This is a genomic window from Kitasatospora sp. NPDC059673 (assembly GCF_042734215.1).
In the GTDB taxonomy this organism is placed as follows: domain Bacteria; phylum Actinomycetota; class Actinomycetes; order Streptomycetales; family Streptomycetaceae; genus Kitasatospora.
This window is the reverse complement of record NZ_JBHWEN010000010.1, coordinates 78,541-98,641: the sequence shown is the minus strand read 5'-3', so window position 1 is coordinate 98,641 and position 20,101 is coordinate 78,541. Positions and strand designations below refer to the sequence as shown.

The 20,101-nt window shown below is 71.2% G+C and carries 19 protein-coding genes and 2 pseudogenes; 3 read left to right on the top strand and 18 right to left on the bottom strand.

The window, feature by feature from the left end:
* Positions 1-102 precede the first annotated feature (102 nt).
* Positions 103-1,038, top strand: a complete 936-nt coding sequence (locus ACFV18_RS14455) for a pirin family protein (protein WP_380482945.1) — start codon at positions 103-105, stop codon at positions 1,036-1,038.
* Here ACFV18_RS14455 and ACFV18_RS14450 read toward each other — a convergent pair.
* The 4 genes and pseudogenes from ACFV18_RS14450 to ACFV18_RS14435 all read right to left on the bottom strand — a co-directional run bounded on the left by ACFV18_RS14450 (position 966) and on the right by ACFV18_RS14435 (position 3,938).
* Positions 966-1,919, bottom strand: a complete 954-nt coding sequence (locus tag ACFV18_RS14450) for a CBS domain-containing protein (RefSeq protein WP_380482943.1) — start codon at positions 1,917-1,919, stop codon at positions 966-968. The two genes, ACFV18_RS14455 and ACFV18_RS14450, sit on opposite strands and share 73 nt — an antisense overlap.
* A gap of 105 nt (positions 1,920-2,024) precedes the next feature.
* Positions 2,025-2,470, bottom strand: a pseudogene (locus ACFV18_RS14445) (universal stress protein).
* A gap of 249 nt (positions 2,471-2,719) precedes the next feature.
* Positions 2,720-3,016 (bottom strand): universal stress protein, encoded by a 297-nt coding sequence (locus ACFV18_RS14440; RefSeq protein WP_380482941.1) that lies wholly within the window; start codon positions 3,014-3,016, stop codon positions 2,720-2,722.
* A complete protein-coding gene (locus ACFV18_RS14435) occupies positions 2,934-3,938 on the bottom strand; it encodes a universal stress protein (RefSeq protein WP_380482939.1) in 1,005 nt (334 codons plus the stop codon). The genes ACFV18_RS14440 and ACFV18_RS14435 overlap by 83 nt, the downstream gene beginning before the upstream one ends.
* 44 nt (positions 3,939-3,982) lie before the next feature.
* On the opposite strand from ACFV18_RS14435, the gene ACFV18_RS14430 reads away from it, so the two are divergent.
* Together ACFV18_RS14430 and ACFV18_RS14425 are read left to right on the top strand one after the other, a co-directional pair.
* The gene (locus ACFV18_RS14430) at positions 3,983-5,551 is read left to right on the top strand and encodes an oleate hydratase (protein ID WP_380482938.1); all 1,569 of its coding nucleotides are present in this window, start codon (positions 3,983-3,985) and stop codon (positions 5,549-5,551) included.
* A gap of 152 nt (positions 5,552-5,703) precedes the next feature.
* The gene (locus ACFV18_RS14425; RefSeq protein WP_380482936.1) at positions 5,704-6,330 is read left to right on the top strand and encodes a hypothetical protein; all 627 of its coding nucleotides are present in this window, start codon (positions 5,704-5,706) and stop codon (positions 6,328-6,330) included.
* 117 nt (positions 6,331-6,447) lie between these two features.
* Here ACFV18_RS14425 and ACFV18_RS14420 read toward each other — a convergent pair whose 3' ends face one another.
* The 14 genes and pseudogenes from ACFV18_RS14420 to ACFV18_RS14355 form a co-directional block, all read right to left on the bottom strand.
* Positions 6,448-6,816 carry a hypothetical protein gene (locus ACFV18_RS14420; RefSeq protein ID WP_380482935.1) on the bottom strand — a complete coding sequence of 123 codons (369 nt, stop codon included), beginning with the start codon at positions 6,814-6,816 and terminating at the stop codon, positions 6,448-6,450.
* Positions 6,817-6,837: 21 nt separating this feature from the next.
* Complete coding sequence (locus ACFV18_RS14415; RefSeq protein ID WP_380482933.1) at positions 6,838-7,626, bottom strand: universal stress protein; 789 nt, start codon at positions 7,624-7,626, stop codon at positions 6,838-6,840.
* Positions 7,627-7,817: 191 nt separating this feature from the next.
* Entirely contained in the window at positions 7,818-8,615 is a 798-nt protein-coding gene (locus ACFV18_RS14410; protein WP_380482931.1) for a universal stress protein, read from the bottom strand.
* Positions 8,616-8,660: 45 nt separating this feature from the next.
* The gene (locus tag ACFV18_RS14405; RefSeq protein ID WP_380482930.1) at positions 8,661-11,039 is read right to left on the bottom strand and encodes a phosphoketolase; all 2,379 of its coding nucleotides are present in this window, start codon (positions 11,037-11,039) and stop codon (positions 8,661-8,663) included.
* Between the two features lie 216 nt (positions 11,040-11,255).
* Positions 11,256-11,336: pseudogene (locus ACFV18_RS14400) on the bottom strand (IS630 family transposase); the annotation flags it as partial.
* Between the two features lie 164 nt (positions 11,337-11,500).
* Entirely contained in the window at positions 11,501-12,652 is a 1,152-nt protein-coding gene (locus ACFV18_RS14395; RefSeq protein ID WP_380482928.1) for a PAS domain S-box protein, read from the bottom strand.
* Between the two features lie 34 nt (positions 12,653-12,686).
* On the bottom strand, positions 12,687-13,700 hold the full coding sequence (locus ACFV18_RS14390) for a SpoIIE family protein phosphatase (protein WP_380482926.1): 1,014 nt from the start codon (positions 13,698-13,700) through the stop codon (positions 12,687-12,689).
* Between the two features lie 13 nt (positions 13,701-13,713).
* Entirely contained in the window at positions 13,714-14,142 is a 429-nt protein-coding gene (locus tag ACFV18_RS14385; RefSeq protein ID WP_380482924.1) for an anti-sigma regulatory factor, read from the bottom strand.
* Complete coding sequence (locus ACFV18_RS14380) at positions 14,139-14,501, bottom strand: STAS domain-containing protein (RefSeq protein ID WP_380483145.1); 363 nt, start codon at positions 14,499-14,501, stop codon at positions 14,139-14,141. Before ACFV18_RS14380 ends, ACFV18_RS14385 begins: the two co-directional genes overlap by 4 nt.
* Positions 14,502-14,521: 20 nt before the next feature.
* Positions 14,522-15,700 carry a PAS domain S-box protein gene (locus ACFV18_RS14375; RefSeq protein ID WP_380482922.1) on the bottom strand — a complete coding sequence of 393 codons (1,179 nt, stop codon included), beginning with the start codon at positions 15,698-15,700 and terminating at the stop codon, positions 14,522-14,524.
* 521 nt (positions 15,701-16,221) lie between these two features.
* The gene (locus ACFV18_RS14370) at positions 16,222-16,776 is read right to left on the bottom strand and encodes a GH25 family lysozyme (protein ID WP_380482921.1); all 555 of its coding nucleotides are present in this window, start codon (positions 16,774-16,776) and stop codon (positions 16,222-16,224) included.
* Positions 16,777-17,097: 321 nt separating this feature from the next.
* Positions 17,098-17,679, bottom strand: a complete 582-nt coding sequence (locus ACFV18_RS14365; protein ID WP_380482919.1) for a PASTA domain-containing protein — start codon at positions 17,677-17,679, stop codon at positions 17,098-17,100.
* Positions 17,680-17,715: 36 nt separating this feature from the next.
* Entirely contained in the window at positions 17,716-18,747 is a 1,032-nt protein-coding gene (locus tag ACFV18_RS14360; RefSeq protein WP_380482917.1) for a hypothetical protein, read from the bottom strand.
* A 26-nt stretch (positions 18,748-18,773) separates the two neighbouring features.
* Entirely contained in the window at positions 18,774-20,096 is a 1,323-nt protein-coding gene (locus ACFV18_RS14355; RefSeq protein WP_380482915.1) for a peptidoglycan-binding protein, read from the bottom strand.
* Positions 20,097-20,101 lie beyond the last annotated feature (5 nt).

Here is a 20,101-nt window from a genome sequence, read left to right as displayed (position 1 = left end):
TTTGTCTGACGATACCCTCCATAATAGTTGAAGCTGAAACGATTTGTGGAACGGGCCGCACGGAGACTCCGGTCTCCGGACGGCACGGGAGGGAGCACCACCATGAGCACCACCGAGAACGGGCCCCGCCCGGCCACCGTCCGGGTCCTCCCGCCGCGGGACGTCCCGCTCGGCGGGCCGCGCGCGATGACCGTCCGCCGCACTCTCCCCCAGCGCGAGCGCACCCTGATCGGCGCCTGGTGCTTCATCGACCACTACGGCCCCGACGACGTCGCCACCACCGGCGGGATGGACGTCGCCCCTCACCCGCACATCGGCCTGCAGACCGTCAGCTGGCTGTTCAGCGGCGAGATCGAGCACCGCGACAGCCTTGGCGTGCACGCCTTCGTCCGCCCCGGCGAGCTCAACCTCATGACGGCCGGTCGGGGCATCGCCCACTCCGAGACCTCCACGGCCGCCACCAGCGTTCTGCACGGCGTCCAGCTGTGGGTCGCGCTCCCCGACGAACACCGCCACACCGCCCGGGACTTCCACCACCACGTCCCCAGCCCCGTCGCCCTCGACAGCGCCGAGGCCCGCGTCTTCCTCGGCACGCTGGCCGGCGACACCTCCCCCGTTCCCACCTTCAGCCCGCTCCTGGGCGCCGAACTCGTCCTCGACCCGGGCGCCACCCTCACCCTCGACGTTGACCCCGCCTTCGAGCACGGCCTCCTCGTCGACCAGGGCGACATCACCTTCGCCGGCACCCCCCTGCACCCCGCCGACCTCGGCTACCTCCCGCCCGGCGCCACCACCCTCAGCCTCACCAACCCCTCCCCCACCCCCGCCCGCCTGATCCTCCTCGGCGGCACCCCCTTCGACGAACAGATCGTCATGTGGTGGAACTTCATCGGCCGATCCGGTGAGGAGATCGTCCAAGCACGAACCGACTGGGAGAAGGGGGTTCGGTTCGGCGAGGTCCAGGGTTACCCGGGCGACCGGCTGCCCGCTCCGGAGCTGCCGAACGTGGCCCTCAAGGCCCGTGGAAACCGCTTCTGACCTGCTAAAACGCCTCCTACAGACGGTCGCGGACACAGTCCACGAGGGGGTGCTCCGCGACCGCTTTCGGCGCGGCCGTCAGCGCCGACGGGTACCGGGGACGGGGACCTCCGCAGAGCTTGCCAGCACAGGTCGATTCCCATGTATGGGCAGGTTTTGCAGGCTGCGGGCGGATGAATGCTGAGTTTTTGCTGACTTTTCTGACGGCCCGCCAGGCCGACACCGGGCACTGTCGGGCCAGGTTGCGAGCCTGGGGGCGATCCTCCCGCCGGTGGCTTTCTCCAGCAATCGAGGCCCTGCGCTCGGGCAGTTGCGACAGAGGGACCCCGACCGATCGGTGCTGCTTGGAGGGCGGCTCGGGAAAATGATCTTCCTCCGGGCGCGAACGTACCGGTCGGCCGCCGTCGAAGTCCTCGACGGCGGCCGGTGCCGGATCCCGGCAGGTGGGTGCGGCGCAGGACCTCGGCCCGGATCTCCTCGCGGATGGCCCCGTCGTGGCGGAGGAACACGCGGAGCAGGTCGCTGCGGCTGAGGATGCCCACCAGGCGGCCGGCCTCGTCGACAACGGGCAGACGCTTGACGCGCTCGCTCTGTATCAGTCGGGCGGCCTCGACGACCGTCCACTCCGGGCGCGCGCACACGGCCGGGCCGGTCATCAGGCCCACAGCGGTGGTCGCCCGGCTGCGGGCGCGCTCGCGGGGCGGCGGGTCCGGGGTGAGCGGCAGTCCTGCGGGGTCCTCCTGGGCCGCCTCGTTGAGCAGCAGGTTGCCCTCGGAGACCACGCCGAGCGGCCGGTCCTCGTGGTCCAGGACGGGCACGGCGGTGATGTCGTGCTCGGCGAGCAGCCGGGCGATCTCCTTGAAGCCGGTGTCGGGCTTCACGTGCGACGGCCGACGTCATCAGTTCTCCCCGATCCGGTGTCGCATGGTCGGTTCGCTCCTTTCAGGTCGGCGGCACGGCCGCGCGGCGGTTACGGGGTGTGCGCGTCAGTCCTTGGGGTGGCGGACCACGACGACCGGGCAGGGCGCGTGGTGGACGCAGTGCTGGCCGACCGAGCCGAGCAGGGCGCCGGTGAAACCGCCGTGGCCCCGGCTGCCGACGACCAGGAGTTCGGCGCCGCGGGCCGCGTCCAGCAGGCGCTCGGCGGCGCCCCCCTCCTGCACCCAGGTCCTGATCTCGACCGGGGCGTCGGAACCGGTCGCCTCGCTGACGCTGTCGTCGAGGGTCTTCCGTGCGATGCCCGGAAAGTCCGCGTAGGACTCGATCGGCACCGTCCACCCGGTGGCCACCGGATGCTGCCACGCGATCAGGGCCTCCACCACGGCGCCCCGCAGGCGGCCTGGCCGACGGCCCACCGGAGCGCGTCGACCGATGCCGGCGATCCGTCGACACCGACCACGATCCGCTGTTCCGGTCCGGTCTGCTCGCTCACGTGTCTTCTCCTTCGTATTCTCGTCGGTCTCAACCATCGGCATTGCAGCGACTGTTGCGAAGGACCGAACGGGTCCGGAGGCCGGGACCTTCAGGCCGGCCCTTGCCCGGCACAGGGCCGTGAGTTCCTTGCCGAAGGGAATGCCGTGCGGTGCGGTCTGGGGGCCGCCGTCCCGCCCGGACCGCGTGTGCGGCCGAGGCCGGAATCCGCGCCATGCCCCTCAGCGCCCCTTGCGCGGGGGGACGACGATCAGTGGACACTCCGCGTCTCGACCGGAGCGTGGCTCACCGACCCGAGGAGCAGCCCCCGGAGGCCGCCGAGGCCCCGCGAGCCGACGACGAGACACAGGCCCCGAGCGGCCTCGCCCAGCAGTGCTCCCACAGAATGTCCGAACACCACCTCGTGTTCGACCTCGACTCGATCACCCTTGCGCAACTCGCCGGTTGCCCGGTGCAGTTCGGCCTCAGCCCGGCCCGGATCCGCCGTGCGCGTGGCGGAGGTCCGCCCCGACCGGGCCCGGCAGACCTGGACCGCGCAGCACGGCACCGTGTGCCCCGGCCTGCGCGAAGGCAAGTTCCAGAGCCGCCGGGGAGTCCGGCGATCCGTCCACTCCGACGACGACCAGCGGCCTGGGGGCATTCGCGGCGGTGTCCGCCGTCTCGCGGACGACCGCCACCGGGCAGGGGGCGTGGGAGCTGAGCGGGACGCCGATCGGCGGGAGCGAGAGCACCTGCTCGACAACCGGCCTGCGCTTGGCTCCGACGACCAGGAGCGAGGCGTCCGCGGCCTGCTCCAGCAGCCCGCGCGCCCGCGGCCCGTCGACCGCGCGGGTCCCGGTCTCCAGGCAGGGGTGCCACTGCTCGACGAGCTTGCGTGCCTGTGCCAGGACGATGTGGCCCCGACCCGGAGGTGATCGTCCAGCGGTCGCGGGGTGTCCTCGTCCGGATCGGTCTGCGGCCGCTCCAGGACATGGACCAGCCGCAGCACCCGGCCGGTGCGGGCGGACTCGTCCGCCGCCCAGGTCAGGGCTCCTCGGCCGGCCGCGGAGCGACCGAGGCCGACGACCACAGGCCCGGACGGGGACTGGGACACGGGCACGGGCGTGGGCGTGGGCACGGGCGTGGGCGTGGGCACGGGCGTGGGCACGGACACGGGCACGGGCGTGGGTACGGCAAGGATCGGTCCGGGACTGTTCATCGGTCTCCTCCTCGGCTCCTGAGGTAGCTGTCCGCCCGATCAGCCCTTCCTTCCCGCACTGAGGTTCGGCAGGGTCCACGTTGCCCAGCGGTAGGGCCCGAAGGTCACGGTCCGCCGGTCCCGTGAATCCGGGACGCCATCGGGACCGTCGTTCCACCACCGGCGCCCAACGGCCCAACGACCCGTCGGCCGGCCCGGGGGCAAGCTGTCGTCCGCACCCCCGATCGACGGACTCGATCGCCCGGCGCCAATCGCCGGGATCGCCACTCATCCAGCCGATGGCGGTTCAGTGCACGACAGTTGAGGAGACATCCGATGCCCAAGGCCCATCTGGTCGGAGGCGGCATCGCCGCCCTGTCCGCAGCAGCCTTCCTCATCCGGGACGCGGGTTTCGCCGGCGGCGACATCCACGTCTACGAGGGGCAGGAGGAAGTCGGCGGCAGCCTGGACGCGGGCGGTACGCCGGAGGCGGGGTACACGATGCGCGGCGGCCGGATGTTCGAGGCGCAGTTCCGCTGCACGTTCGACCTGTTGTCCGGCATTCCGTCGCTGGACGACCCGTCGAAGTCGGCCACCCAGGACATCTTCGACTCGCACGACGAATCCCCCTGGGACGACACCGCCCGCCTGGTGCGCGCAGGTGGCGAGATCTGCGACGGACACGCCATGGGATTCTCCGAACACCACCGGCTCGAACTGGTCAAGTGCCTGGCCACGCCCGAGCGGCTGCTGGACGGCAAGCGCATCACCGACTGCTTCGACGAGGGCTTCTTCACCACCGACTTCTGGTACATGTGGTGCACCACCTTCGCGTTCGAGCCGTGGCACAGCGCCATCGAGTTCCGGCGCTACCTCAAGCGCTTCGTCCACCTCTTCCCGGAGTTCGAGACGATGTCCGGGATCTACCGGACCCGCTACAACCAGTACGACTCGATCATCCGGCCGCTCACGGCCTGGCTCCTGGAGCAGGGGGTCCACATCCACATCGGCCGCCGGGTCGCGGACCTGGCCTTCCGGAGCGGGCCGGGCACGAGCGTCGAGCGCATCCACTTCGCAGGCGCGCACGCCGACCTCCCCGTCGCCGAGGACGACCTCGTGTTCGTCACCAACGGCTCGATGACCGCCGACTCCGTCCTCGGCTCCCACACCGCCCCGCCGCACGGTCCGGACACCTCCCTCAGCCCCGACTCCTTCCTGCTGTGGCACCGGATCGCCCGCGGGCGCGAGGACTTCGGCCACCCCGAGGTGTTCGACCGCAGCCCCAAGGACTCCACCTGGGAGTCCTTCACCGTCACTGCCAAGGACCCCGCCTTCCTCGACTGGATGGAGACGTTCACCGGCCGCCCGACCGGCCGCGGCGGCCTGCTCACCCTCACCGACTCCCCGTGGCTGCTCACCGTCGTCGTCAACCGCCAGCCGGTCTACCAGCAGCAGCCCGAGGACGTATCCGTGTGGTGGGGCTACGGCCTCTTCCCCGACAAGCCCGGCACCTTCGTCCAGAAGCCGATGCGGGAGTGCAGCGGCGCGGAGATCCTCCAGGAGGTCCTCCAGCACTTGGCCGTCGATCCCGACACTGCCGAGAAGATCGCGGGAACCTCGACCGCCGTCCCCTGCCTGATGCCGTACATCACCAGCCAGTTCCTGGTACGGAGCAACGGCGACCGGCCCCAGGTGGTCCCGAAGGGCTCCACCAACCTCGCCTTCATCGGCCAGTACGCCGAGGTACCCGACGATGTCGTCTTCACCGTCGAGTACTCCGTACGCACCGCCTGGACCGCCGTCGCACAGCTCCTCGACCTCGACCGGCAGCCCCCGGCCGTCTACAAGGGCGACCACGACCCGCACGTCCTTGGCCAGGCCCTGCACACCATGCACCGCAAGTAGCCCGACCGGCTCACACCGGAGAGGCGGGCACCGACCGCCTCTCCGATCCACCCGCACGACCCGGCTCCGGCACCTCGGGGCCTGGCCGATGGTCCTGTCCCAGCACCACAAAACGACCGATCCACCGTGGAAATCGACAAGGAGAGCTCGCCATGGCCGTCCACCACCCGCACCTCCCCCGGTTCACCCACCGTCTCACCACGGGCCGGCGCCCGGTCGCGACCCGGCGCTCCGGGGAGGCATCAGGCACCGTCGCCCTGACCACCGGGGCGGGGCTCGCGGTCGCGGGCGCCAGGATCACCGTCGGCTCCGTCTTCCTCTGGGCTTTCCTCGACAAGACGTTCGGCCTCGGCTACGCCACCGGAGAGGCCGGCTCCTGGCTCAACGGCGGCTCCCCGACGAAGGGCTTCCTCAGCCACGTCTCGGCCGGTCCGCTCCAGTCCACCTTCCACGCCTGGGCCGGGCAGGACTGGGCCGACTGGCTGTTCATGCTCGGCTTGCTCGGCATCGGCCTCGCCTTCGTCGGCGGCGTCGGGATGCGCGTCGCCGCCGGTGGCGGCACCCTGCTGCTGGCCCTGATGTGGGCCGCCGAGTGGCCGCCCGCCCGCCACCTCGCCAACGGCGCCGCCAGCGGCTCCAACAACCCCCTCGTCGACTACCACGTCGTCTACGCTCTGCTGCTCCTCGCGCTGGCCGCCCTCGGCGCCGGCGACACCTGGGGGCTGGGGCGCCGCTGGGCCGCTCTCCCGGTCGTCCGCGAGCACGCCTGGCTCCGCTGAGCCCCCACCGCCGTCCCGGAAGCACCGCACGCCGAGGCCCCGCTGCCGGAGCCGGCGGCACCGCCCCGCCGGGGCAGGTGTCGCCGGCTCCGGCGGTTTCCGGCTCAGCGCGCCCCGTCAGGCCGGGGACGAGGACGAAGCGCAGGTGGAGGTCCTTGCCGAGGCCACCTGTGCCGCCGAGCGGCCCACCGCGTCCGCGTTCAGCCGACCGCCCGCACAGGCCGTCCCGTCGCCGGCGCCGAACAGGTACCGCTCCAGCAGCGCCTTCTCCTCGGCGCTCGCGTGGTGCGCCTTGAGCCTGCGGAACTCGGTGAGCGCGGCGTCGCGGATCTCCGCATCCAGGACGACGGCCTGTTCGGAGGCGCAGATCATGCCGTTGTCGAAGGACTTGGACAGCACGACGTCGTTCACCGCCCGCTTCAGGTCCGCGCTCGGCTCGACGTACGCCGGGACGTTGCCCGCGCCCACGCCCAGCGTCGGTACCACGGCCACCTCGGTGCGGACGGATCAGTCGTGCGGGACGACCGCGACCGGGCAGTGCGCGTGGTGCGGGACGGTATGCGTTACACCGCCCGACCAGGGTGCGGCCGGGTGCAGCCCCGACGTCCGACGGCCCACCACCGTCAACGAGGCTCCCCGCGACGCCTCCACCAGCGCCCGTCCGGCCGGCCAGGCCGTCACCTCGGCCTCGACGCGCACCTGGGGGAACTTCTCGCGCCAGGGCGCGAGCGCGTCCTGGCGACGCACCGGCTCCGCCGCCGCCAGGGAGTCCCTGATCTCAGGCTGCCCCACCGAGGCCTCCGTCAGGTAGGGCCCGGCAGGAAGCGTGCGGTTCTCGAGCGCCCGAAGCGTCGCGGCCCGCGCGGCGGCCTGTTCGAAGGCGAAGGCGAGTACCTCGCCGCTGGGCGGAGCGCTGTCCAGCCCGACCACCACATCACCGGAGTCGCCCGCCGCTCCGTCCGCCCCGGCTCGCACCACAACCACGGGGCAGTGGGCACGCGCCACCGTGCGCAGCGCGATCGAGCCGACCAGCAGGCCGGTGAGCCCGCCCGATCCGCGTGAGCCGACGACCAGCAGGCTGTCCCGCCCGCCGGCGGCGACCAGCGCGTACGCCGGATTGCCGGGGACGTGCCGACAGGTGATCTCCAGGCCCGGCAGCACGCGCGCGATGTGGTCCCGCATGGCGAGCACCGGCTGCGGAAGGGACTCACCGCCGCCGTCGGGCTCCCTGGGTGCGAACGCCTCCGCCGCGCCGGCGTGGATCATCCGCAGCGGCCGGCCTGCTGAGCGGCCCATGCGGCCGCGGCCTTGCTCGGTTCCGATCCGTCGACTCCGACCACTACGGCGTGCGTCATGACGACGTTTCTTCCTCGTTCGACGGCCGCGGCACGGCTGCGAGCGACCCGGGGTCTCCGGAACGGACTCGCGGTCGCCCCGGGGCGGTCACAGAGGCCGAGCAGCCCTCCGGTACGGCCCGAAGGTCCCGCTCACGCGTCCGGGACGACGGCGACCGGGCAGAGCGTGTGGTGCAGGACGGCGTGGCCGACCGGGCCGAGCGCGCCGACCAGGAGCACGGGCCGCCTGCCCAGCACCAGCAGTCGGGCCTTGGCCGACGCCTCCACCAGTGCCGGGCCCGCTCCCGCGCCTGTGCTCTCCGGGACGGCCTCGACCTCGGGGTGGGCGGCCTGCCACGGTGCGAGGACGCGGGCGAGGAGTCCGGCCTCGTCGTCCGGCAGGCCGGTGGCCGAGGCGTGCACGACCCGCAGCGGCAGTCCGTGGCGGTGCGCGGCGGCGAAGGCGAACTCCAGGGCCGCCTCGGCGGGTCGGCGGGCGTCCAGCCCGAGCACGATCTGCTCGCGCGGATCCGGGCCCGGCGGGTCCACCGGCAGCACCACGGTCGGGCAGCCGGCCCGGGCGGCCAGGTGCAGGGCGGTGGACCCGACCCGCAGATCCGGGAAGCCGCCGGTACCGCGGGCGGCGACGACGAGCAGTTCGGCGTCCTCCCCCGCGGCCAGCAGCGCCGCGGGGGCGAGGTCGTGGACCTCGTCGGAGCGGATCTCCAACCGGGGGTACCGCACCGCCAGAACATGGCAGACCTCGTGCAACAGGGCATCAGGGTCCGGCAGGCGCCCGGCGGGCCGGCCGGGGAGCAGCTGGGGCGTCAGGGGCGGGGCGTGCAGGACGCGCAGCGCGCGGCCGAGCAGCAGCGCCTCGCGGGCGGCCCAGTCGGCGGCGGCCAGGCTGGGGTCGGAGCCGTCCACTCCGACGGCGACGGGTAGGTCCACGGTGCTGGTCTCCTGACGGTCGGCCCCCCTGGTTCCACGTCAGCCCTACCAGGTCCAGTCGGTGATCTCGGGCAGGTCGGTGCCGTGCTCCCGAATCCAGTCGTGGTGGCGGGAGCGCCGGTCGGCCATCTCCTGGCGCAGGGCGGCGGCCCGGACGGCGAGGCCGGGCACCCGGTCGATGACGTCCATGACGAGCCGGTAGCGGTCGAGGTCGTTGCGGACCACCATGTCGAAGGGCGTCGTGGTGGTGCCCGACTCCTTGTACCCGCGCACGTGCAGGTGGGGGTGGACGGCGCGGCGGTAGGCGAGGCGGTGGATCAGCCACGGGTAGCCGTGATAGGCGAAGATCACCGGTCGGTCGCGGCCGAACAGGGCGTCGAACTCCGCGTCGGGCATGCCGTGCGGGTGCTCCTCGGAGGGCATCAGCCGGGCCAGGTCGACCACGTTGACCACTCGGACGGCCAGGTCGGGCAGATGGCTACGGAGCAGCTGGGCGGCCGCGAGGACCTCCTGGGTGGGAACGTCCCCGGCGCAGGCGAGCACGACGTCGGGTTCGCGGGTGCCGTCCTCGGTACCGGCCCACTCCCAGATCCCGGCGCCCCGGGCGCAGTGGACGCGGGCCTGGTCGAGGGTGAGCCAGTCGAAGCAGGGCTGCTTGCCGGCGACCACGACGTTGACGTAGTCGCGGCTGCGCAGGACGTGGTCGGCGGTGGCGAGCAGGGTGTTGGCGTCCGGCGGGAAGTAGACCCGGACGGCTTCGGGGCTCTTGTTGAGGACGTGGTCGACGAAGCCGGGGTCCTGGTGCGAGAAGCCGTTGTGGTCCTGGCGCCATACGTGCGAGGTGAGCAGGTAGTTGAGCGAGGCGATGGGGGCGCGCCAGGGCAGGGCACGGGTGGTGCGCAGCCACTTGATGTGCTGGTTGACCATGGAGTCGACGATGTGGACGAAGGCCTCGTAGCAGGAGAACAGGCCGTGGCGGCCGGTGAGGAGGTAGCCCTCCAGCCAGCCCTGGCAGGTGTGTTCGGAGAGGATCTCCATGACCCGGCCGTCGGGGGCGAGGTGTTCGTCGACGGGCAGGGTCTGCGCCTGCCAGGCCTTGCCGGTGGCCGCGTAGACGGCCTGGAGCCGGTTGGAGGCGGTCTCGTCCGGGCCGACCAGACGGAAGTCGCGGCGCTCGGCGGTGTCTGCCATCACCTGGGCCAGCAGGTCGCCCAGGACCCGGGTCGGCTCGTGCAGAGTGGCGCCGGGCTTGTCCACGGGTACGGCGTAGCGCTCCAGCGGCGGCATCGGCAGGTCGCGCAGCAGCAGGCCGCCGTTGGCGTGCGGGTTGGCGCCGAGGCGACGTTGGCCTTCGGGGACGCAGTCGAGGACCGGCGCCGCCGGGTGGCCGTTCTCGTCAAAGAGTTCCTCCGGCCGGTAGGAGCGCAGCCACTCCTCCAACTGCCGCAGGTGCGCGGGGTTGTCGCGGACCTGGTCGAGCGGGACCTGGTGAGCGCGCCAGGTGCCCTCGACCGGCAGTCCGTCCACCACGGCCGGGCCGGTCCAGCCCTTGGGGGTGCGCAGCACGATGAGGGGCCAGTACGGTCGGCGGGTGCTGCCCTCGGCGCGGGCCTCGTGCTGGAGGGCGGCGATCCGCTCCAGTGCGGTGTCCATGGCCTCGGCCATCGCCCGGTGGACGGTGAGCGGGTCCTCGCCGGTGACGTACAGCGGGTCGTGGCCGTAGCCGCGCAGGAGTGCGTCGAGTTCCGCCTCGGGCAGCCGGGCCAGGACGGTCGGGTTGGCGATCTTGTAGCCGTTGAGGTGCAGGATCGGCAGGACGGCGCCGTCGTTCACCGGGTCGAGGAACTTGTTGCCGTGCCAGGAGGCCGCCAGAGGTCCGGTCTCGGCCTCGCCGTCGCCGATGACGCAGGCGACCAGCAGGCCTGGGTTGTCGAAGGCGGCGCCGTAGGCGTGCGACAGCGCGTAGCCGAGTTCTCCGCCCTCGTGGATGGAACCCGGTGTCTCGGGGGCGACGTGGCTGGGCACGCCGCCGGGGAAGGAGAACTGCCGGAACAGCCGGGCCATGCCGTCCGCGTCCCGGGTGACGCTCGGGTAGGTCTCGGTGTAGCTGCCGTCGAGCCAGGAGTTCGCCAGCACGGCGGGCCCGCCGTGCCCGGGTCCCCAGACGCAGACCGCGTCCAGGCCCCGGGCCTTGATCACGCGGTTGAGGTGGGTGTGGACCAGGTTCAGGCCGGGCGAGGTGCCCCAGTGGCCCAGCAAGCGGGGCTTGATGTGCTCCGGGCGCAGCGGCTCGCGCAGCAGCGGGTTGGCCATCAGGTAGATCTGGCCCGCCGCGAGGTAGTTGGCGGCCCGCCAGTGGGCGTCGAGCGCCCAGACCTCCTCGTCGGACGGTCCACCGGGGGCCGAACTGGGGGTGTCGGACATGGCTGCGCTCTCCTCGGAGTCTGCCGGCTTCACCGACCGCCGGCGGGCGGTCGGCCTTCATCGTCGCCCCGCGGCCGGATCCTCCGCAGGGCCGAACAGGCCACATTCTGCAAGGGGAACGGGCCGGTGGTCCCTGCCCGTCCTGTGCCTCACTCGAACGGCCCCGGCCCACCGCCCGCCGCCGGGATGTAAGGCCCGGGAAGGGGGACTGCCGGCGGTCACCGGCAGCCGATCCGGCCTGCCTTGTCCGGCCCAGCAGTTGCCCGCGGTGGGGCGGATTCCGAGCGGTCCGAACTCACCTTCCAGCGCACCAACAGCGGCTAGGTAGGCGGCGGGTGGACGTGCCCACCCTTGTTGCGGGCCATCAGCTGGAGGCATCCCCGTCGTGCGCGAACATACGCCGTTGCGCGATGGTGGTCGGCACATCGTCAGCGAGTGCCGGTCGCGTCAGGGACGTCCGGTCAGCTGTGACTGCCGCTGAGGGGGACGATCCATTCGAGAACGGTGCCGGCCGGCTGGTTCGCGACGAGGGCGAAGGTGCCGCCCAGTTCCTCGGCACGCGAGCGCAGGTTCGCCAGTCCGCTGCGGCGCGTGACGGCCGGGTCGATGCCCCGGCCGTTGTCGCTCACTCGCAGGCACAGATCCGCGGCGGTGACTTCGACACTGACGTCGACGGCGGTGGCGTGGGCGTGCCGGGCCGCATTGGAAAGGGCCTCGCCCAGCACGGCCAGCAGTTGGTCGGCGAACTCGGTGGACACGTCGGTGTCCAGGAGGCCGGTCATCCGCAGCGCCGGGGCGAAGCCGAGCGTCTCGGTGGCCCGGTCGGTGGTTGCCACCAGTCGCGAGCGCAGACCCTTGCCGTCCCTGTCCTGCTTCTGCTCGCGCAGGGCATAGATCATGGAGCGGATGACCCGGATGGTGTCGTCCAGGTCGTCTCTGACCCGCCGGACCCGGTTACCCACCTGCGGCCGGTCGGCAAGCAGGCCCAGGGTGGACTCCAGTGTCAAGGCGCCGCCGAACAGCCGCTGGATGACGAGGTCGTGCATGTCGCGGGCAATACGGTCGCGATCCCCCTGTACCTCGCGTTCGGCACGGGCGGCGGCCAGCTCGGCCTGGGCGGCGAGCTGCGCGGTGATGTCCCGTGCCACGGTGGAGAAGCCGATCAACGTGCCGTCGGCGCCGGACATCGCCGAGACGGTGACGGCCACATCGACCTCGGTGCCGTCCGATCGGCGCCACCGGGTCTCGTGCGGCTCGGCGCGTCCACCGGCGCGGATCTCCGCCACTGCGGCGTGGAGGGCGTCCATCGCCCCACCGGGCAGGAGTACGTCGGCCGGCTGCCCGACGATCTGCTGCTCGGTATGGCCGAACAGGCGTTGAGCGCCCGGGTTCCAGGTCTGGACGAGGTGGGTGGGCGCAGGATCGACGCAGATCATGGCGTCGTTCGAAGACGTCACGATGGCCGCGAGCCGGGACGCCGCGCGCTGGGCCGCCTCGAGTTCGGTGTGCAGCGCGATCAGGCCCCGGTTGGTGTCGTCGAGCTCCTGGCGCAGGTCGGCGATCAGCTCCGCGCTGTCGGCGGGCTGGGTGTCGCGGAGCTCTCCGATGGCCAACTGTCCTCCGTCGTCCGTCATATGCCGGGCATCATCATGACATGCCGTTGCGGTCGCGGACCACGAGCACGGTGGCGTCGTCAGAGGGCCGTGCGTGGTCGCGGTGCACGACCGCGGCGATGATCGCCGGGTGGTGCTCCAGCAGGCGGGGGTGGTCTTCCAGGTTCCAGCCGGAGCGGATCCCGTCGGACGTCAGCACCAGGGTCGAGCCGGGTTGCCAGCGGCAGTGCTGGAGGTGTGTGCGCGGAACGGGGAGATGGGTACCGAGGGTGCCCGGGCGGTCCAGTAGATGGACCGAGCGGTGACCGTTGGTGATGATCCGTCCGGTGATGTTGCCGACCGCCGCATAGCTGAGCTCGCCGTCCTCGGGGTCGATGACGCACGCGCCCAGGACACCGCCCCGGGTGGCGCGCATCGCCTGATGGGCTCGCTGGATGAAGTGGTCGAGGGCGGTGACCGGGCCGTGCTCGAACGTGGTGATCGCGGCGCTCGCCGCCAAGGCAGCACCGGCGCCGTGGCCGAGGCCGTCGACGACCAGGGCGGTCAGCCGCTCGCCAGGCGTGACCGACCACGCGTCTCCGGACTCGCCGTCACCGCCCAGCGGGACATTGACTCCGCCGAAACACCAACGACCTGCTGTGCCTGAGGGGTTGGCGCCCAGCCGGGCGTAGACGACCGTGCCTCCCCGGGTGGAGTACCAGTCGAACTCGACGGAGTTGCGCCGTACGACGCCCAACCCGGCATTCAGACCGCCACGACGATTCGAGGACGGCACCAGGTCCACCGGGGGAGTGAGGGACGCCGCGGTCATTCCCGGGCCGCGGTCGACAGAGATGAGCTCGATCCCGTCTGCGGCCCTGCGGGCCAGCACGTATCCCCCGGGGTGGGCATGCCTCACGAGGTTGGTGCCGAGCTCGGTGGCCACCAACTCGGCCACGCCCGCAGGAAGGCCGTGCTGGCCGACTGCCATCCGGGCGACCGCCCGGCGCAGGGCGCCCACGTCCTCCTCTGCCTCGATTGCGTGGAGGCGGTGTTCGTTCTCGCTCATTGCCGCACCCCGGTCACCGCTGCCACTTCACGATCACCACGGTCGTGCCCGAGTCGGCGCCCGATGTGAGGGTCAGGTCGTCCACCAGCCGTCGCGACCCCGGCAGGCCCAGGCCCAGGCTGCCCTTGGTGCTGAAGCCGTCGGTCATCGCCGCCTCGATGTCGGCGATGCCCGGACCGTCGTCGGCGAAGGTGACTCGCACTCCCCGGCGCCCCTGCTCGTACACCTGCTCGGCGCGGATCCGGCCGCGGCCCCCGGTGGCGTAGTTGAGGATGTTACGAGCCAACTCGCTTCCGGCCGTGATCAGTTTGGTCGCGTCGACCAGGCCCAGACCCACTGCCTCGGCCTCGGCACGCAGGACCTTGCGGACCCGGATCAGATCGGCCTCATGGGCGATCGCGAAGACGGCCGGCTCCGCGTCCGTTGTGGTGTTCCAGGTCACAGCCGGACCGCACCGTTCTCGGCGCGGCGCAGCCGCTGCAGCAGTGCCAGGCCCTGCTCGGCGTTGAGCGCCGTGTCCAAATGGCCCATCGGGACACCCAGTTCCACCAGTGTGATGGCCACCGCGGGCTGAATTCCCACGATCGCGGCTTGGGCTCCCAGTAGCCGGATCATCGCCACGATTCGCGCCAGCACCCGTGCGATGAACGAATCGACCATGCTCAGCCGGCTCACATCGATCAACATCCCGGATGCACCGGTGCGCGCGACCTCCCGGGTGAGCTGCTCCTCGATCTGGACCACGGTCGTGTCGTCCAGGTCGCCCTGCAACGCCACCAGCAGCGTGTCACCGATCCGCATCACCGGTACGACGTCGTCGCTCACAGCGAACCCCCCATGGACAGCGCCCGGGTGGCGGTCTCGGCGGTCCCGGCCCGCTCGGCCAGCAGCGCCAGTGCCAGTTGCAACGCGTCCTGCAAGGTGTTGCGCGACCGCAGGCGCCCCATGTCGATGCCCAGGTGCACCATGGACTGCGCGGTCTCCGGCCGCACCCCGCTCAGAATGCTCACCGCCCCCATCAGCGCAGCCGCCTGGACGGTCTTCAGCAGATGCTGAGCCACCTGGGTGTCGATGGTGGGCACCCCGCTGATGTCCAGGATCGCCACCTCCGCCTGAGTCTGGGCGATCTTCTCCAGCAGGCCCTCGGTCAGCCGGGTGGCTCGCAGGGTGTCCAAGGTCCCGATGATCGGCAACGCAAGTACCTTGTCCCACACCTGGATCACCGGCGTGGACAGCTCCAGGATCTCGTCGCGTTGGCGCTGCAGCCGCTGCTCGGTCTCCCTGCGCTCGGTGACATCGCGGATCGCTGCGGCAACCAGCAGACCCTCGGCCGTCTGGAGCGGGCTCAGGCTGATCTCGAGGGGGAACTCCGTGCCGTCCCTGCGCATTCCGGACAGCTGGAGTCCCTCGCCCATCGGCCGCAGCCGGGGCCCGGTGAGGAAGCCGTTGCGGTGGCCTACGTGGCGGTCGCGGTACCGCGGCGGTACCAGCACCTCTATCTCCCGGCCGACCAGTTCCCCGCGTTCGAAGCCGAACAGCGTCTCGGTCTGTCGGTTGACCAGTACGATGCGCCCGTCCGGGCCCACGATCACCATGGCGTCCGGGGCCGACTCCAGCAGACCGTGGAACAGCGACTCGGCCCGCGCACTTTCAGTGACATCCCGCAGGGCCAGAATGAAGCCGGTCACTGCGCCCTCTTCGCCCAGAACCGGCGTCAGAGCGACCCTGGCCAGGAAACGCTCGCCCCCCTTGCGGATCCGCCAGCCCTCAAAACTCCACCGACGCTCTTTGCGCGCCGCGGCCAGTTCCTGATCCAGCAGTCCGGCGTCGCGGTCCTCCGCGGTGTGCAGCACCGACACCGACCGCCCCACCACCTCGGCGTCGGTGTAACCCGTCATCGACGCGGCAGCGCGGCTCCAGCGAACCACCTGCCCACTTGGGCTGATCTTGATCAAAGCCTGATCGGTGACCGCGTCCAGCATCGACTCAAGCTCACGCACAGTCGCCTGGGGCTCCTGCTCACCTATCGATGGCGTCGTCATAGTCGGCCCCGTCTCCCCTCTCATACGGCCCGGGTTGGGCATCCACGGGCGACGTTGCGGTCCCGTCCGCGCTGATGTTACCGGGCGGACCCAGCATGCCAACGACCGACCACCGCTTCCCATGCACCGGGAGCAGGCCGGACGCGCGGATGCCGTGTCCCCACCAGGTGGACGCGGCATCCGCGCGGTGATGTCCTGTGCCTGATCCCCGGGAAGGCACTGCGCCGTCTCGGCCGTGCGGCACGACGGCGACCGGGGCATGTGCGTGGTCGATCACGGCGTGGGTGACCGGGCCGAGACGCAGGCCAAGGTGGCGGCGGCGGAGCGACCGCTGCCGAGCTGCCAGGTACGCCTGACTGCACCCGACGGCTACCGGCGACTGCTGGACTGGCTGCGCTCGCACGGCGACCTGATGGCCGTCGGCGCCGAGGGCCCGGCGCACACGGGGGCCGAACCCGCCCGCCACACCGGCGGGCGGCCTACTGCCCCGCCCACTGCCTCAACTGGCCAGCGGTCTCGAAGTTCGCGACGCTCTGGTCAACGGGGGCCTGGCTGTACTGGTGGAAGAGCCACTGGTGCTGAACAGCGGGCTGCCCCGCCGGATGGCTGTAATCGGCAATCCACAGACCGTCCCCGCAGTTCGACGTGCTGTCACGGTTGTGCCAGAAGTCCACGTCGCAGTACAGGACGATCCGGTGGTTCGGTCGCAACTGCTTGACCGCCGCCAGGAACTGGTCCTTCTCCGCGCAGGTGGGCGCCGTACCGCCCTCGGCCTCCCAGTCACACGCGAGGATGTCGTTCGGCAGGCTCAGGCAGCGTTCGACGAAGCACTGGGCCTGTGTCTGCACGTCACCCGGCCTCAGGAAGTGATAGAAGCCGACGACGAGCCCCGAGCCGCGGGCCGACTGCGACTGGGCGGCCTGCTTGGGGTTGACGTAGTCGGTGCCCTCGGTTGCTTTGACGAACGCGAACGACAGGCCATTGGTGCTGAGGGCAGCCGGTTGGTAGCTGGAAACGTCGATTCCCTTCAGCATGATGGTGCCTCCTTGCTGAACTGGACAGGTGAAGTCGTCGGCGGGTGGAGTGGTTCTCGGACCGAATTGCGCCGGGAGTGCTGACGCGGGCGTTCCCGCCCGAGCCGGTTGATGAGGTGGCTTCCGGCTGCGGCTGGGTCCGGAGCCGCTGCGGGCGCTGTTCGCCCGGGTCTGCCACCCCGTGGCCACGAAGGGGACGGTCGGCGCGTGGTTTCGCCACTGGCGGCTGGTCGCGGTGGACGGTACCGCCTTCGACATCCCTCGGTGTGCTTGCCGAGACGGCCGTCGTACACGCCCCCACAGCCCGACCCAGGAGCCGTGTCAGCCGTAGATCACCAGGACCGTGGTTCCCTTGGACGCCGCCGTGCCGGCGGGGGGCTGTTGTTTCACGACGTTTTCGCCGACGGCAGGGGCGGGTGAGGTCGGGTCGGTCATCAGTCTCAGCGTGGTCGTGCTCAGCACCCGCATGGCGTCGTCCGCGGTGCGTCCGGTCAGATCCGGTACGGTTTCGGTGCCCACGGAGGTGGTGAGCAGGTCGTGGGCCTGGTCGGTCGACTTTGAGGAGAAGTAGAACGCGGTGGCCGCGCCGACGGCTGCGCCGAGGGCGCCGATGAGGGTGCTGCGGGTGGTGGAGTCGTTGACCGCGAACGCGAGTACGGTGGCGGACAGGAGTCCGGCGATCAGGGCGAGCGCGATCCAGCTGCGCGCGACGCTGCCCATCACGCCCTTCGCGGCGGAGGCTCCCCAGAGGACCAAGCCGATGGCGATGATCACTCCGGCGATGATCAGCAGGGCGGCGAGGGTCTGCCCCCAGGTGAGTACGGCCGAGCCTCCCGGCGTGGGACTGGGGGACGGCGAAGGCGTATCGGCTGGGGACGCGGCCAGGAGCGGAAGTCGGAGCATGGCAGCCTCCAGGGCGTTCTTTTCGACGTCGCGGGGTCAGGACGGTGGTGTCTTCTGGGTGTAGGCCGTGGTGACGAAGCAGAAGATCTGGCCTTGAGCCGGGTCGGACGGCGAGATGTTGGGCGGGTTCAGGATGTCGGCCTCGTCGAACTGGAGGGTGAGGTCGTCACGCCCGGGGAGGTTCGGATCGTAGAGGCAGAGCGTCACCTGGTTGCCGCTCATCTGGTAGCCCCACGCCGCTACCTGGTGGTCGTGTTGCAGGTCCATCGGGTTGGCGGACAGAGCCTTCACCAGGCAGATCGGGGCGGGGAATCCGCTGTCGATCCAGGTGCGGATCTGTGGCCAGGCATCCTTGATGATGATCGGGGAGCGGCCTTCCAAGGGGTTTCCGGCGCTTCCGGTGTCCGGGTACGCGGGGTTGCCGATGGTGAGCAGGGTCACGGGCAGTGAGGGCAGGTCGAAGCTGTCGAAGAGCCGGCTGACCAGGTAGTCGTAGAGCGGTGTCCCGGGGGCGGCCGGATCCGGCCGGTCCTGCGGGACGGGCAGCGACGCCGCCCAGTAGTCGAGTGCCGCGTAGACCATGCCGCCGCACAATCCGTACTCGGCGTTGCCGATGGGGATGGTGGCCACCCCGAGGTCGATCGAGGTGAGCGGGGCGCTGGTCCAGCTGTTGTCGAACGGGAAGCCGTGCTGGGAGGGCCGGAAGGTGGTGTTGTGCGGCGTGGAGGGCTCCAGCACGTAGTCCACGCTCACGTTGTCGCCGGACCATCCGCTCTGGTAGAGCGCGAAGCCCGGACTGACGTCGGTGGCGTACTTGTTGGTTCCGGCGAAGGGGTTGTCCCAGGCGATCTTCAGGGAGGAGCCGTCGCCGCCGATCGCGTACACCGCGCTGCCCTGGGTGCCGGTGGCGATGCCGTCGGACTCCGAGGCCCAGGTGGTGTCGGCCTGCGGGCCGACGTTGTCCGGTGGCTGGGTGGTCCACTCGCCACCCGGGAGGTCGTTGGAAGTGAGGGTGAGGTCTTGGTCGCTGTGGTTGTGCAGGGTGATCTGGACGCTGCGTGCGGCCATCGGGCTTCCTCCTTGTGAGGTGTCGGCTAGGGGGAGAGGGTGACGAACGGCACCTGCAGGCTGTCCCAGCTCGCCTGGCCGGGAATGCCGTCGGCGGCGGAGCCCTGGTAGCCGAGAGTGAGTTGCCAGGAGTGGTAGGACGCCTGGTCCCCGCTCCCCCAGATGTCCTCGCCGACAGTGCTCCGGTAACGGCCGCAGCCGACGGCGACGAGGCGGTTGTGCATGGCCGCGATGACCGAACTGCGGCGACCGGGCGAGAAGAAGTCAGTTCCGGGAAACGGCTGGTACTGCCGGGGCGGCGCAGCGGGCAGGGCCGGGTCGCTCACCGGCGGGAGTACGGGCAGCATCTGGCAGACGAAGGCGATCACCTGCATGTCGGGAATGCTCAGCACCGCGCTCTCCGCGGACACCTCACCGGGCCCGAACGGATCGGTCGGCAACTGCCAGGGTCCGAAGTGCGTGCTGGTGGTCGCCGCCGCCAGGTCGTCCCCTGTCCACTGCCCGGACACCTCGACGTTCGCGGTGAGGATCATCGTCACCGGCAGACCGAACGGCGTGCCGACCGGGAGGCTGCCAGGCAGCAGCGATCCGGCCCTCTCGCCAGGGAGGTACCACAGTGGGCTGTTCAGCAGGACGTCGTTCCACCAGCCCGACCGGGACATTGCGACCTGGAAGTAGTTCATGGTCAGGGTGAGGGCAGAGGCGCCGACGGGGGTCGGCGAGGCCGCGGGAGGATTCTCGTCACTGTCCGAGCCGTTGGTGGCGGGCGCGGCAGCCGCCTGGTCGCTCTGGGATCCGTCGTCACGGCGCCACGACCACAGGGACTGGTTCCCCGCATCTGGTCCGGCATCGGACGGGGGCTGGTCGGAGGCGTCCGGCCCGGGGGCGGTGACGGAGCGGGTGGACTGGTACCCGGGCCAGCTCGCCACTCTGTCGGGGGCGTACCAGTCGAGCGGCGCCGTCCTGATCTCCTTGGGCGCTCCGACGGGTCCGATCGCCTGGGCGGACTCCTCCTTGAGTCGGACGAAGGCGTTCGCCGTGTCACTGCCGACGGGTGCCGCCGGGGCCGCGAGCTGGGTCACTGCCGTCATGATGTCGCCGGCGGTGGCGCCGCCCGCGCTGAACTGGCTGTTGAGCACCGGGGCGACCCGGTCGACGACCGTGGTCAACCAGGTACCGACCAGTGCCGGGTTGACCACTCCGTTCTGGTAGAAGGTGTCCGGGCGGACGGCGACGGCACCGGGCAGGAACGCGACCGTGGTCGGCCCGTCGCTCGGCTGGGCGAACTGGCTGTCGATGAAGTCGTACAGTGCCGCGCCGAGTTGGTCGAGCCTGGAGGTGTCCACCATCACCG

Coding starts and splice junctions, on each gene's coding strand:
- ACFV18_RS14430 (WP_380482938.1), top strand. CDS start 3,983: ATGCCCAAGGCCCATCTGGTCGGAGGCGGCATCGCCGCCCTGTCCGCA.
- ACFV18_RS14405 (WP_380482930.1), bottom strand. CDS start 11,039: ATGTCCGACACCCCCAGTTCGGCCCCCGGTGGACCGTCCGACGAGGAG.
- ACFV18_RS14365 (WP_380482919.1), bottom strand. CDS start 17,679: ATGCTCCGACTTCCGCTCCTGGCCGCGTCCCCAGCCGATACGCCTTCG.
- ACFV18_RS14390 (WP_380482926.1), bottom strand. CDS start 13,700: ATGAGCGAGAACGAACACCGCCTCCACGCAATCGAGGCAGAGGAGGAC.
- ACFV18_RS14355 (WP_380482915.1), bottom strand. CDS start 20,096: ATGGTGGACACCTCCAGGCTCGACCAACTCGGCGCGGCACTGTACGAC.
- ACFV18_RS14435 (WP_380482939.1), bottom strand. CDS start 3,938: ATGAGTGGCGATCCCGGCGATTGGCGCCGGGCGATCGAGTCCGTCGAT.
- ACFV18_RS14415 (WP_380482933.1), bottom strand. CDS start 7,626: ATGGGCCGCTCAGCAGGCCGGCCGCTGCGGATGATCCACGCCGGCGCG.
- ACFV18_RS14360 (WP_380482917.1), bottom strand. CDS start 18,747: ATGGCCGCACGCAGCGTCCAGATCACCCTGCACAACCACAGCGACCAA.
- ACFV18_RS14455 (WP_380482945.1), top strand. CDS start 103: ATGAGCACCACCGAGAACGGGCCCCGCCCGGCCACCGTCCGGGTCCTC.
- ACFV18_RS14380 (WP_380483145.1), bottom strand. CDS start 14,501: ATGCGGATCGGTGACACGCTGCTGGTGGCGTTGCAGGGCGACCTGGAC.
- ACFV18_RS14370 (WP_380482921.1), bottom strand. CDS start 16,776: ATGCTGAAGGGAATCGACGTTTCCAGCTACCAACCGGCTGCCCTCAGC.
- ACFV18_RS14425 (WP_380482936.1), top strand. CDS start 5,704: ATGGCCGTCCACCACCCGCACCTCCCCCGGTTCACCCACCGTCTCACC.